The organism is Amycolatopsis sp. NPDC104863 (assembly GCF_055582965.1).
The window spans coordinates 1,268,043-1,281,205 of the sequence record NZ_JBVJOW010000001.1 but is presented as its reverse complement, the minus strand read 5'-3'; the positions used below and the strand labels follow the sequence as shown (position 1 = coordinate 1,281,205).

Below are 13,163 nucleotides of genomic sequence, written 5' to 3'. Positions count from 1 at the left end.
CTACCTGTTCTGCACGTGCTGCCAGCCGAAGCGGCCCTTGATGCACAGGTTCCCGTGCGTCACCGAGCTTTCGTGCGGTGAAGTCACCTTCACGATCTCGTTGTCCTGGACGTGCAGGGTCAGGTTGCAGCCGACCCCGCAGAAGGTGCAGACCGTGGTCGTGCGCGTCTGGCGGTCTTCGTCCCAGGTGCCGTCCTCGCGCTTGTCGTACTCGCGCTTGAAGCTCAGCGCCCCGGTCGGGCAGACCTCGACGCAGTTGCCGCAGTACACGCAGGCGCTCTCGGGCAGCGGGTTCGAGAACTCCGTCGAGATGCGCGCGTCGAACCCGCGGCCGGCGACGCTGATGGCGAACGAGTTCTGCCACTGCTCGCCGCACGCGTCGACGCACTTGTAACAGAGGATGCACTTCTCGTAGTCGCGGACGTACAGCTCATTGTCCACCAGAGCCGGTTGCGCGACCGTGGCCGCGTCCGGGCCGAACCGGCCGGGGTCGGCGCCGGTCTCGGCCATCCACTCGGCGACGCCGGGGGTCGTCGAGAGGTCCGTGGCGGAGCCGAGGAGCTCCAGGACGACCTTGCGGCTCGTGCGCGTCCGCTCGGAGTCCGTGTGGACGACCATGCCCGGCTCGGCCTTGCGTGAGCACGACGGCACGAGCGTCCGCGAGCCTTCGACCTCCACCATGCAGACGCGGCACGCGTTCGCCGGTTCCAGGGTGTCGCCGTAACACAGCGTCGGGATGTCCTTGCCCGCCGCCGTGCACGCGTCGAGGATCGTCGAGCCTTCCGGCACGCGCACGGTCTCGCCGTCCACTGTGAACTCGACCAGGCGACGCGGGATTCCGATGTCCACAATGGTCATTGGAGGGCTCCCAGCCGGTCGATGGCGGATTCGATGGCGTTCCAGGCGGTCTGGCCGAGGCCGCAGATCGACGAGTCCCGCATCACCTGGCCCACCTCCCGCAGCAGCGGCCGCTCGTCCGACCCGGCCGCCAGCACCCGCCGGACCGCCTCCTCCTGCCGCACGGTGCCGATCCGGCACGGGACACACTGCCCGCACGACTCGTCGCGGAAGAACGACGCGATCCGCAGCAGGAACCCGCCGAGGTCGGCCAGGTCGTCGAGCACCAGGACGACCCCCGAACCGAGGGTGGTCTTCGCCGCCCGCGCGTCTTCCATCGTGAGCGGCAGGTCCAGCTCGTCGGGCCGGACGAACCCGCCGGCCGCGCCGCCGAGCAGGATCGCGCGGAGCGAGCGGCCGTCGGGCACTCCCCCGGCCAGCTCGAGCAGCGAACGCAATGTCGTCCCGAACGGGACCTCGTAGACACCGGGTCTTTCGACGTTCCCGGACAGGCAGAACAGCTTCGGCCCGGCCGAGGCTTCGGTGCCGACCGCCCGGTACGCGGCAGCGCCTTCGGTGAGGATCAGCGGCACGTTGACCAGCGTCTCGACGTTGTTCACCACGGTCGGTTTGCCGAACAGTCCTTTTTCTACCGGGAACGGCGGCTTGGTGCGGGGTTCCCCGCGGAAGCCCTCGATGGAGTTGAAGATCGCGGTCTCCTCGCCGCAGATGTACGCGCCCGCGCCACGGCGGATCTCGATGTCGAACGAGAACCCCTCGTGGCCCATGATGCCGTCGCCGAGGAAGCCGCGCTCGCGGGCGACGTCGATCGCGTTGCGCAGCAGGCGCAGCGCCCGGGGGTACTCGCCGCGCAGGTAGACGAAGCCACGACGAGCCCCGATGGCGAACGCGGCGATCGTCATCGCCTCGACCAGCGCGAACGGGTCGCCTTCGAGCAGCACCCGGTCCTTGAACGTGCCGGGCTCGCTCTCGTCGGCGTTGCACACCAGGTAGTGCGGCCCGGCGGGCTGCGCGGCCGTGGCCGCCCACTTGCGCCCGGTCGGAAACGCCGCGCCACCTCGGCCGAGGAGGCCGGAGTCGGTGACCTCGCGGATGACCGCGGCCTCACCCATGCGCAGGGCGTTGCGCAGCGCCGCGTAACCGCCGGCCGCCCGGTAGCCGTCCAAACTGGACGGATCGACCACGCCGACGCGGCGCAACAGCCGCAGTCCCTCCTTCTGGAGGAGAACCGGGGCGGCGCCGTCCGAAACGGACGGTTGTCGCTGGGCGGCCAGCACGGCCGACGCACCGGTCGCCGGGGCGAGCAGCTCCGTCGTGGCCGGATCGCCGGCCTGGAACGTCAGCGCCGCGGGGGCTCGTTCGCAGACGCCGAGGCACGGGCTGGGCAGCCACGTGACCCCGGCGCGCGCCTTTCCCGCGGCGCCGACGTGCTCGGTGAGGACGTCGCACACCGTGTCCGCGCCCTTGAGCCGGCAGGCCAGGTCGGTGCACACGTGCACCACCCTCTCCGGCCGCTCCTCCAGCGCGAACAGCGAGTAGAAGCTCGCCACGCCGTACGCGTCGGCGGGCGGCACGTGCAGTGCCTCGCAGATGAGGTTGAGCGCGCCCTGGCTGATCCAGCCGACGCGGTCGTTGACCGCGTGCAGGGCGGGCAGCAGCTGGTCCCGCCCGCCGCCGGCGAACCCGGCGACGGCCTCGCGCTCCTCGCGGGTGGCGACGGCGTCGAGCAGTTTGAGATCCATCGTCAGACTCCCGCGGGCAGCTTCTCGACGCGGATCGCCGCCGCCTTGTACTCGGCAGTCCCGGCGATCGGGCAGGTCGCCTCGATGGTGATGACGTTGACGTCGATCTCGTCCGGGAAGTGGAAGGTCATGAACGCCAGCCCCGGCTTGAGCCCGGTGTCGAGCCGCACCGGCGCGACGATCTCGCCGCGCCGCGAGGAGATCCGGACCAGCTCGTCGGGTTCGACGCCCAGCGATCGGGCGTCCTCCGGGCACAGGTCGAGGGTCTCGCCCTGGCGCAGCGGCGACGGAAACCCGGCGGACTGGACGCCGGTGTTGTAGGAGTCCAGCCGCCGTCCGGTGGTGAGCCGGATCGGGAACTCCTCGGTGAGCAGGTCGACCGGCGGGCTGTGCTCGATGACCGTGAACGGCGCCGGGCGGCCGCGCTCGGCCGGGTCGTCGGCCCAGAGGCGGCCGTGCAGGAACGTCGGTTCGAGGGTGTCCTCGGTGTAACACGGCCACTGGATGCCGCCGAGCTCTTCCAGGCGTGCGTAGGACATCCCGGCGTGCATCGGCGACAGCGAGCGCAGCTCGTCCCAGACCTCCTGGCCACCGGTGTAGTGCCAGTCGTGGCCGAGCCGGCGGGCCAGTTCCGAGAGCAGCTCGATGTCGTCGCGGGCGCCTTCCGGCGGTTCGAGGGCCTTGCGGACGCGCTGCACCCGGCGTTCGGAGTTGGTGAACGTGCCGTCGCTCTCGCACCAGGCGGCCGAGGCGGGCAGCACGACGTCGGCCAGCTGCGCGGTCTTGGTGAGGAAGATGTCCTGCACCACCAGGTGGTCCACGTTGGACAGCCGCTTGATCGTGTGCTCGCAGTCCGCTTCGGACTGCACCGGGTTCTCCCCGATGATGTACACGCACGTCAGGTCGCCGCGTTCCATCGCGTCGAGCATCTGGGTGAGGTTGAGCCCCTTGTGCGGCGGGATCGACGAGCCCCACGCGGTGTCGAACTTGGCCCGGACGTCGGCGTCGAGGACGTCCTGGAAGCCCGGCATCCGGTCCGGGATGGCGCCCATGTCGCCGCCGCCCTGGACGTTGTTCTGCCCGCGCAGCGGGTTCAGCCCGGCGCCGTAGCGGCCGACCTGCCCGGCGAGCAGCGCGAGGTTGATCAGCGAAAGCACGTTGTCGGTGCCGTTGTGGTGCTCGGTGATGCCGAGGGTCCACGACAGCTGCCCGCGGTCGGCGCGGGCATAGGTGTGGGCCAGTTCGCGGATCAGCTCGGCGGGGACGCCGGTGGTCTTCTCGGCGACCTCGAGCGTCCACGGCTCGACCGACGCGGCGAACTCGGCGAACCCCTCGGTGGCACGCTCGATGAACGTCGTGTTCGCCAGTCCGGAGTGGATGATCTCGCGGGCGATGGCATGCGCCAGCGGGATGTCCGTGCCGACCTCGAGCTGCAGCTGCCGGTGCGCCCAGCGCGCCGTGCTGGTCTGCCGCGGGTCGACGACGAAGAGCTTCGCTCCCTTGTGGACCGCCTTGAGCACGTGGTGGAAGAAGATCGGGTGCGCCTCCCGCGGGTTGCCGCCCCAGATCACGATGACGTCGGCGTTCTCGATCTCCTGGTAGGACGACGTGCCGCCGCCGCTGTCGAACACCCGCGCCAGCCCGGCGACGCTCGGGGCGTGGCAGGTGCGGTTGCACGAGTCGACGTTGTTCGTGCCGATCACCGCGCGGGTGAACTTCTGGGCGACGAAGTTCATCTCGTTGGTCGCGCGGGCGCACGAGAACATCCCGAACGCCTCCGGCCCCTTGGCTTCGAGGGTGCGGCGGATCCCGGCGGCGGCCCGGTCGAGGGCTTCGTCCCAGGTGGCGGGCCGCAGCACGCCGGAGTCGCGCACCAGCGGCTGGGTGAGCCGGACGGACGGCTCGGTCTTCCTGCGCTTCACGGGTACCTCCGGTTCAGTGCGACCCGACGGGGACGGGCGTGCTGCTGGTGTGGTCGAGCAGGCCGATGGCGGCGTGCACGTGGCTCAGCGCCGGCGCCGGCACGCCGGTCAGCCGGGCGAGCTCGACCACCGCGCCGATGATCGCGTCGATCTCGAGGGGCTTGCCCGCTTCGAGGTCCTGCAGCATGGACGTCTTGTGGTGGCCGACGCGCCAGGCGCCGTCGATCCGCTTCTCGACCGAGACACCCGGGTCGCTGCCGGCCGCGCGGGCGATGGCCTGGGTCTCGGTCATCATCGTGGCGACGAGCGCGCGGGTGTCGTCGTGCTCGCACATCTGCGCCATGGTCGCCCGGGTCAGCGCCGAGAGCGGGTTGAACGCGACGTTGCCCATCAGCTTGATCCAGATGTCGTCGCGCAGCCGCGGTTCGACCGGCGCCTTGAGCCCGCCGGCGATCATCGCGGCGCTGAGCACCTTGCAGCGCGCCGAGATCTCGCCGTCCGGCTCGCCGAGGGAGAACCGGGTGCCCTCCAGGTGCCGGATCACGCCCGGCTCTTCGATCACGGTGGAGCAGTAGACGACGCAGCCGATCGCGCGCCGGAGCTCGAGCACGGCGGTCACCGAGCCGCCCGGGTCGACGGTCTCGACCCGGCGCCCTTCGAGCGGATGTCCCTTCAGGCCGTGGAAGTACCACCACGGGATGCCGTTCTGCGCGGCCACGACCGCGGTGTCCGGGCCGAGCAGCGGCGCGAGCAGGGGCCCGCACGAGGCGTAGGAGTTGGCTTTCAGGCCGAGGAAGACGAAGTCGGCTTCGCCGACTTCACCCGGGTCGTCCGTGACGTGCGGATGCGCGGTGAAGTCACCGCGCGGGCTGAGCACGCGGACGCCGTGCTCGCGCATCGCGGCCAGGTGGGCCTTCCGGGCGATCAGGTGCACCTCGGTCCCGCCGCGGTGCAGCGCGGCCCCGACGTAGGCGCCGATCGCCCCGGCCCCGAGAACAGCCACCTTCATGATGTGCCTCCCACTTCGGTCCAGCACGTAATTGCATACAGTATCCTGGATTCACTATTGCGACCAGAGATTTCCTCGTTCGAGCGGGCCGAGCCACTCAGGCGGCGCAGCCGAGGCCGACAAACCGGACACAATGGGTCACGGGCGTGATCCACATCGGGCGAAACACCCGGTCGAGGGTGAGATTCCGGGATTTTGCATACCAAAACCTGTATCCTGATGGCAGATCATCGCGTTCCTCTCCCCTTCGAGGTGTCCCGTGAGCCAGCCCGCTTCCCCGCTCCAAGACCGCGGCCCCAGCGGCCGCCGCACGGCCAAGGGCTCGCTCAGCTCGACCGCCGCCAAGCGCGTCGAGCGGCCCGCGCCGCTGCGGCAGGTCGTCTACGAAGCCCTCGCCGAGCTGATCATCAACCGCACCCTCGAACCCGGGCAGCACCTGGTCGAGGCCGACCTCGCCGAATACCTCGGCGTCAGCCGGCAGCCCGTCCGCGAGGCCCTGCAGCGGCTGCAGAGCGAAGGCTGGGTCGACCTCCGGCCCGCCCAGGGCGCCTTTGTGCACCTGCCCACCGACGAGGAGGCCGACCAGCTGCTGAGCGTCCGCAGTGTGCTGGAGACGCATTCCGCGAAGCTCGCCGCCGGCCGCGCCACACCGGCCGACGTCCGGCGCCTGTGGGAACTGCAGCAGGCCGGGGTCAACGCCCTGCGCGACGACGACACCGAAGGCCTGGTCGCGGCCAACGCCGCCCTCCACGCGTTCATCACGGGCCTGTCGGGCAACGCCGTGCTCGCGGAGCTGATCGGCCTGGTCGACCGCCGGGTCCGCTGGTACTACACGCCGATCGCCCGCCCCCGCGGGCGGGACGCGTGGAACGAGCACGACGAGCTGATCCACGCGATCTCCGACGGCGACGCCGACAGCGCGGAGCAGATCATGGCCAAGCACACCGAGCGCACCCGCCAGGCCTACCACGAACGTCCGGAGGCTCCCCGGTCCTGATGGCTGCAGGACCGGGGAGCGGGTTACCGGATTAGCCGCCGGTCGCGGCGGAAGGTCGCGCCACCAGCTCGGTTTCGGCGAGCTGGTGGCGTGGCCCGCCGGGCTGGCGCAGGAAGAGCGTCAGCACCGCCGAAAGCAGCGCGATGCACCCGGCGAGGATGTACGCGCCCGTGTAGCCCCACGCGCTGATGACCCCGGCGGCGAGCCCGCCACCGCCGACACCACCGACCAGTTTCGCGCTGTAGACCAGCCCGTAGTTCGACGCGTTGTTGTTCTCGCCGAAGTAGTCCGGCACGAGCGCCGCGAACAGCGGGTAGAACGCGCCGCCGCCGAACCCGGTCAGGAACGCGAACACCATGAACAGGAACAGGTTGTGCGTGTTCCCGGCGTACATCACGCCGAACTGCGCACCCCCGGCGATCACCAGGACGACGGTGAGCGTCTGCCGGCGGCCGATCCGGTCCGAGACCCAGCCGACCACGGCGCGGCCCGTGCCGTTGACGATCGAGAGCACCCCGGCCGAGGACGCCGCGACGAACGCCCCGAACCCGCTCTCCTTCGCGAACGGCACCTGGAAGTTGATGCCGAACAGCGAAACCCCGCCGATGATCACCAGGCACACCCACATCAGCGGGAGCATGCCGGTCCGGATCGCCTCCATCGGGGAGAACTGCTTCACCGCCGGCGGGTTCTTGGCCAGCCCGCCGGTCGCGGACCGCCGGCCGGCCGCCCAGTTCTTCGGGTCGACCTCGGCCGGCCACCAGCTCTTCGGCGGGTCCTTGAACAGGAACCCGCAGACCCCGACGACGAGCAGCATGTACACCGCGATGACGTCGAGGATCACCGAATAGTTCGTCGGGGTCAGGAAAGCCGCGAAGACGTAGATGAACGGGACGGCGCCGTAGGCGAACCCGCCGTTGACGAACCCCGTCCTCGCCCCGCGCTTCTCGGGGTACCACTTCCCGACCATGTTGATGCAGGTGGCGTAGACCAGCCCGGCGCCGGTGCCGCCGAGCACCGAGTACCCGACGAACGCCACCGCCAGGTTGCCGCTGTGCGAGATGGCGAAGTAGCCGATGGCACTGCACACCGCGCCGGCCAGCATGGCCGTCTTCGCCGACATGATGTTCTTCTCGCGCAGCCGTCCGGCCGGGAACGCCACCCCGGCCTGGAAGACCGCCCAGATGCTGGCCAGCCAGAACGCGTCCGACAACGACCAGCCGTACTTCTCTTCCAAGGTGCCTTCGACGGCGCCCCAGCCGTATTCGAAGACACTGACCGCCATCATGGCGATCCAGGGCAGCCACACCATCCAGCTTCGCGAGCGCCCCATGATGTCCTGGGGACTCTCACCTACTCGGTAAACCCGTCCGTTCTCGTCAACGATCTCCTGATAGGTCGCTGCGGTCATAAGAGTTCTCTTTCGTCACCGTTGACTCGTGTCCCTCTGTTGCCGTCGTGCGGTGGATCTTCGTCCTTTCCCAGTCGGTCGGCCAGCCCCTGTGGAGGGTGTTCAGAGCAGTCCCGCGGCCCGCGCCCAGCGGTACTTCGCGCCGAGCACGGCAACGGGCTTTTCGGTCGTGTACGGATAGGCCACGACGCCGTGGTCGTAGAGGTAGCCGCTCGCTTCCTCGACTTCGACGTCACCGGAGAGCGACGCGACGACGGGCTTGTGGATGCCTTTCGCCCGGTACTCCGCGACGACGTCGGAGACGAGCTCCGCGAACACCATCGGCGGGGTGACGATGGTGTGCCAGTAGCCCAGGATCAGGGCGTGCACGCGGTCGTCCTCGAGACCCAGCGCGATCGTGTTGCGGTAGGTCGAAGGCGGCTCGCCGCCGGTGATGTCGACCGGGTTGCCGGCCGCGCCGAACGGCGGGATGAACTTCCGGAACGCCGCGTCGAGGTCCGGCGGGATCACCATGAGGTCGAGCCCGTTGTCGACGCAGGCGTCCGAGAGCAGCACCCCCGAGCCGCCGGCGCCGGTGATGATGACGACGTTCTCGCCCTTCGGTGTGGGCAGCAGCGGGATGCCGCGGGCGTACTCGAGCATGTCGTTCAGCCCGGGGGCCCGGATCACGCCGCTCTGGCGGAGGATGTCGTCGTAGACCTTGTCGTCGCCGGCCAGCGCGCCGGTGTGCGAGCTCGCCGCCTTCGCGCCCTGGGACGTCCGGCCGGCCTTGAGCACCACGACCGGCTTGCGCTTCGAGACCCGCTTCGCCGTCTCCGCGAACGAACGGCCGTCCTTGAGGTCCTCGAGGTGCATCGCGACGAGCTGGGTGTTGTCGTCCTGCTCGAAGAAGGTGAGCAGGTCGTCCTCGTCGATGTCGGCCTTGTTGCCTACGCCGACGATCGAGGACACGCCCATCTTCGCCGAGCGGCTGAAGCCGAGGATCGCCATCCCGATCCCGCCGCTCTGCGACGACAGCGCGACACCGCCTTTGACGTCGTACGGGGTGCAGAACGTCGCCGACAGGTTCTCGGGTGTGTAGTAGTAGCCGTAGATGTTGGGCCCGAGGATGCGGACGCCGTGCTTGCGCGCGATCGCGACGACCTCGTCCTGCAGCTCGATGTTCCCGGTCTCGCCGAAGCCGGACGGGATGAGGATCGCGCCGGCCGCGCCCTTCTGGCCGACCTCCTCCAGGGCGGCGGGGACGAACTTCGCCGGGATGGCGAACACCGCGACGTCGACGTCACCGGGGACGTCGGTGATGCTGGCGTAGGCCTTGCGGTCGAGGATCTCGGTGGCCTTGGGGTTGATCGGGTGGATCTCCCCCGCGTAACCGCCGTCGACCAGGTTCTTCATCACCGAGTTGCCGATCTTGCCGGCCTCGGCCGACGCGCCGATCACCGCGATCGACGCCGGTTTCATGATCCGGTTCATCGAGGCGAGGATCTCCTCCTGGGTGAACCGGACCGGCTCCTTCGCCGCCTCCGGGTCGACCAGGATCCGGACGTCGACCGCGGTCGCCCCGCGCGGGGTCGCGAGCACCGGGTTGAGGTCGACTTCGGACAGCTGCGGGAAGTCCGCCACCAGCTGCCCGAGCCCGGTGATCACGGCGGCGAGCGCGGCACGGTCTACAGGATCCGCTCCGCGGACACCCCGCAGTATTTCCGCCGCTTGGATACCGTCGATCATCGACAGCGCTTCCTCGATGCTCGTCGGCGCGAGCCGGAACGTGACGTCCTTGAGCACCTCGACCAGGACCCCGCCGAGGCCGAAGGCGACGATCTTGCCGAACGTCGGGTCGGTGACCGAGCCGATGATCACCTCCTGGCCCTCGGTGAGCATCTGCTGCACCTGGACACCGACGATCCGCGCGCCGGCGTTGTACGCCTTCGCGTTGTCGAGGATCTTCTCGAAGCCCGCCTTCACCGCTTCGGCGTCCTTCAGGCCGACCAGCACTCCGCCGGCCTCGGTCTTGTGCAGGATGTCCGGTGAGACGATCTTGAGCACCACCGGCAGGCCGATCTCCTCGGCCTGGGTGACGGCTTCGGCCGCCGTCGTGGCCAGCCGTTCGGCCGGGGTCGGGATACCGTATGCCTCGCAGACCGCACGCCCCTCGGGCGCAGTCAGCGAGGACCGCCCCTCGGCGGCCGCCTGGTCGAGGATCTTCTCGACCGCCGCGCGATCCGCCACTCAAATCACCCCCGCCGCGCGGAACTTCTCGAGCTCGGTCTCGCTGTAGCCGAGCTCGGCCAGCACCTCGTCGTTGTGCTCGCCGAGCAGCGGCGAGCGTTCGATGTCGACCGGCGAGTCCGACAGCTTGAGCGGGCAGCCGACGGTCTTGAAGCTGCCACGCTCGGGGTGCGCGACCTCCACGACCGAGCCGAGCTCTTCGAGGGTCTCGTCCTCGATCAGCTCCTTCGTGGACAGGATCGGGCCGCAGGGGATGTTGCAGGCGTTCAGCTTCTCCATCACCTCCCACTTGGTGTGCTTCTCGGTCCACTCCTCGACGAGGGCGAACATCTTGTCCAGTTTGGACAGCCGGACCTCCGGTGTGGCCCAGGCCGGGTCCTCGGCCAGCTCGTCCTTGCCGATCAGCCGGGCGAGCGGGGCCCAGCCGGGTGGCTGGACGATCACGTAGATGTAGTCGTTCGGCCCGCCGGGCGCGCACTTGACCGCCCAGCCGGGCTGGCCGCCACCGGAGGCGTTGCCCGAGCGCGGGACCTCGTCGCCGAACTGGTCGTTCGGGTACTCGCCGAGCGGGCCGTGCGTCAGGCGCTGCTGGTCGCGCAGCTTCACGCGGCAGAGGTTGAGCACGGCGTCCTGCATGGCGACCTGGACCCGCTGCCCGCGGCCGGTGGAGGTCCGCTGGAACAGCGCGGCGAGGATGGCGGCCACCAGGTGGATGCCGGTGCCGGAGTCGCCGATCTGCGCGCCGGTCGCGGTCGGCGGGCCGTCCTCGAAGCCGGTGGTGCTCATCGCGCCGCCCATCGCCTGCGCGATCACCTCGTAGGCTTTGAAGTCGGCGTAGCGCCCGGGGCCGAACCCCTTGATGGAGGCATAGACCAGCCGCGGGTTGAGCGCGGCCAGCTTCTCCCACGGGTAGCCCCACCGGTCGACGACCCCCGGGCCGAAGTTCTCCACGAGAACGTCCACACCGGACACGAGCCGTTCGAAGACTTCCTTGCCCTCGTCGCTCTTCATGTTGAGCGTGATGCTGCGCTTGTTGGCGTTGAGCATCGTGAAGTAGAGACTGTCCACTCCGGGCAGATCACGCAGCTGCCCGCGGGTGATGTCGCCCCGCCCGGGGGTTTCGAGCTTGATCACGTCCGCGCCGAGCCAGGCGAGCAGCTGCGTCGACGACGGTCCGGACTGCACGTGTGTCATGTCGAGGACGCGGACGCCCTCCAATGCCTTGCCCATGCGTTGGCCTCCGCTCACTTGTACATGGTCTGGTTCATGGTTCCGGGGGCGTACACGTCGGGGTCGACCCAGACGTTGATCAGCGACGGCTTGCCCGACTCCCGGGCCCGCTGCAGCGCCGGCGCGATGTCGGCCGGGTCGCGGACCTCTTCGCCGTACCCGCCGAGCATCCGCGCGAACTCGTCGTAGCGGACGTCGCCGAGGGTGTTGCCGACGCGCTCGCGCGGCAGGCCGTACTTCGCGGCCTGGCCGTAGCGGATCTGGTTCATCGACGAGTTGTTGCCGACGATCCCGACGAACGGCAAGTCGAACCGCACGAGCGTCTCGAAGTCCCAGCCGGTGAGGCTGAAGGCGCCGTCGCCGAAGAGCGCGACGACCTCCTTGTCCGGGCGCGCGTGCTTCGCCGCCATGACGAAGGGGATCCCGACACCGAGTGTCCCGAGTGGACCGGGGTCCATCCAGTGGCCGGGCGACTTGGGCTGCACCACCTGGCCGGAGAAGGTGACGATGTCACCGCCGTCGCCGATGTAGATGGAGTCCTCGGTGAGGAACTCGTTGATCTCGTGGACGAGCCGGTACGGGTGGATCGGGCTCGCGTCGGAGTGCTGCAGCGGCAGCCGCTTCTGCTTCGCCTTCTCCTCGACGGCCTGCAGCTCTTCGAGCCAGGCCTTGCGGCCGACGGCGCCGTTGTCGGCGCGTCCGGACGCCGCCTCGGCCACCGCGGCCAGCACCTGGCCCGCGTCGCCGACGATGCCGAGGTCGACGTCGCGGTTCTTGCCGACCGTGCGGTAGTCGAGGTCGATCTGCACGACGGTGGCGTCCTTCGACAGCCGCTTGCCGTAGCCCATCCGGAAGTCGAACGGGGTGCCGACGATGATGATCACGTCGGCGTTGTCGAAGGCGTAGCGGCGCGAGAGCTGGAAGTGGTGCGGGTCGCCCGGCGGCAGCGTGCCGCGGCCGGCGCCGTTCATGTACGCCGGGACGTTCAGCGTGCGCACCAGGTCGACGGCCGGCTCGGTGGCGCGCGTCGTCCAGACCTGGCTGCCCAGCAGGATCGCCGGTTTCTTCGCGTGCACCAGCAGGTCCGCGAGCTTCTCGACGTCGGCGGGGTCGCCGGAATTGCGGGTGGACGCCCGATACCGTCCGGCTTCGGGGATCCGCGCGTTCTCGAGCGGCACGCGCGCGTCGAGGACGTCACGCGGGATCTCCAGGAACGACGGTCCGGGCGCGCCGGCGTAGGCCTCGCGGAAGGCCATCGAGACGAGGTCGGCCACGCGCGCGGTGTGCGGAACGGTGGCGGCGAACTTGGTGATCGGCGCCATCATGTCCACGTGCGGGAGGTCCTGCAGGGACCCCATCTTGTGCTGGGTCAGCGCGCCCTGGCCGCCGATGAGCAGCATCGGGCTCTCCGCGCGCAGGGCGTTCGCGACGCCGGTGACGGCGTCGGTCGTGCCGGGACCGGCGGTGACGACCGCGCAGCCGGGCTTGCCGGTGATCCGCGCGTACCCGTCGGCCGCGTGGGCCGCGACCTGCTCGTGGCGGACGTCGATGACCTGGATGCCTTCGTCGACGCAGCCGTCGTAGATGTCGATGATGTGCCCGCCGCACAGGGTGAAGATCGTGTCGACGCCCTCGGCCTTGAGGGCCTTGGCCACGAGGTGCCCGCCGGAGATCTCGGCCGGCGCGGGCTCGGCGCCGTTCGTCGCTCGGGCACTCTCCCCCGCGGTCGTGCCGGTCGTTGTCAGCGCCATTGCTCAACTCCTCT

At 69.8% G+C, this 13,163-nt stretch carries 9 protein-coding genes; 1 reads left to right on the top strand and 8 read right to left on the bottom strand.

Annotation, left to right across the window (positions count from 1 at the left end; translation table 11 throughout):
• From ACZ63J_RS05605 to ACZ63J_RS05590, 4 genes are read right to left on the bottom strand one after another with little or no spacing between them, the layout of a single operon-like run.
• The gene (locus ACZ63J_RS05605; RefSeq protein WP_465406926.1) at positions 1-858 is read right to left on the bottom strand and encodes a 2Fe-2S iron-sulfur cluster-binding protein; all 858 of its coding nucleotides are present in this window, start codon (positions 856-858) and stop codon (positions 1-3) included.
• Positions 855-2,600 (bottom strand): NAD(P)H-dependent oxidoreductase subunit E, encoded by a 1,746-nt coding sequence (locus tag ACZ63J_RS05600; protein WP_465406928.1) that lies wholly within the window; start codon positions 2,598-2,600, stop codon positions 855-857. The genes ACZ63J_RS05605 and ACZ63J_RS05600 overlap by 4 nt, the downstream gene beginning before the upstream one ends.
• A 2-nt stretch (positions 2,601-2,602) precedes the next feature.
• Positions 2,603-4,522: a molybdopterin oxidoreductase family protein gene (locus tag ACZ63J_RS05595; protein ID WP_465406930.1), complete on the bottom strand. Its 1,920-nt coding sequence runs from the start codon at positions 4,520-4,522 to the stop codon at positions 2,603-2,605.
• Between the two features lie 13 nt (positions 4,523-4,535).
• Entirely contained in the window at positions 4,536-5,531 is a 996-nt protein-coding gene (locus tag ACZ63J_RS05590; protein WP_465406931.1) for a 2-dehydropantoate 2-reductase, read from the bottom strand.
• Between the two features lie 259 nt (positions 5,532-5,790).
• Here ACZ63J_RS05590 and ACZ63J_RS05585 point away from each other — a divergent pair, with 259 nt between their 5' ends.
• Complete coding sequence (locus ACZ63J_RS05585) at positions 5,791-6,528, top strand: GntR family transcriptional regulator (RefSeq protein ID WP_465304690.1); 738 nt, start codon at positions 5,791-5,793, stop codon at positions 6,526-6,528.
• A gap of 31 nt (positions 6,529-6,559) precedes the next feature.
• Here the strand turns inward: ACZ63J_RS05585 and ACZ63J_RS05580 are convergent, their stop codons facing one another.
• From ACZ63J_RS05580 to ACZ63J_RS05565, 4 genes are all read right to left on the bottom strand, one after another.
• The gene (locus ACZ63J_RS05580; RefSeq protein WP_465406933.1) at positions 6,560-7,939 is read right to left on the bottom strand and encodes an OFA family MFS transporter; all 1,380 of its coding nucleotides are present in this window, start codon (positions 7,937-7,939) and stop codon (positions 6,560-6,562) included.
• 102 nt (positions 7,940-8,041) lie between these two features.
• Positions 8,042-10,168 (bottom strand): acetate--CoA ligase family protein, encoded by a 2,127-nt coding sequence (locus tag ACZ63J_RS05575; RefSeq protein ID WP_465406935.1) that lies wholly within the window; start codon positions 10,166-10,168, stop codon positions 8,042-8,044.
• Positions 10,169-11,398, bottom strand: a complete 1,230-nt coding sequence (gene frc / locus ACZ63J_RS05570; protein ID WP_465406937.1) for a formyl-CoA transferase — start codon at positions 11,396-11,398, stop codon at positions 10,169-10,171. It lies immediately after the preceding gene.
• Positions 11,399-11,412: 14 nt separating this feature from the next.
• The gene (locus tag ACZ63J_RS05565) at positions 11,413-13,149 is read right to left on the bottom strand and encodes a thiamine pyrophosphate-binding protein (RefSeq protein WP_465406939.1); all 1,737 of its coding nucleotides are present in this window, start codon (positions 13,147-13,149) and stop codon (positions 11,413-11,415) included.
• Positions 13,150-13,163 lie beyond the last annotated feature (14 nt).

Coding starts and splice junctions, on each gene's coding strand:
- ACZ63J_RS05580 (WP_465406933.1), bottom strand. CDS start 7,939: ATGACCGCAGCGACCTATCAGGAGATCGTTGACGAGAACGGACGGGTT.
- ACZ63J_RS05590 (WP_465406931.1), bottom strand. CDS start 5,531: ATGAAGGTGGCTGTTCTCGGGGCCGGGGCGATCGGCGCCTACGTCGGG.
- ACZ63J_RS05605 (WP_465406926.1), bottom strand. CDS start 858: ATGACCATTGTGGACATCGGAATCCCGCGTCGCCTGGTCGAGTTCACA.
- ACZ63J_RS05600 (WP_465406928.1), bottom strand. CDS start 2,600: ATGGATCTCAAACTGCTCGACGCCGTCGCCACCCGCGAGGAGCGCGAG.
- ACZ63J_RS05565 (WP_465406939.1), bottom strand. CDS start 13,149: ATGGCGCTGACAACGACCGGCACGACCGCGGGGGAGAGTGCCCGAGCG.
- frc (WP_465406937.1), bottom strand. CDS start 11,398: ATGGGCAAGGCATTGGAGGGCGTCCGCGTCCTCGACATGACACACGTG.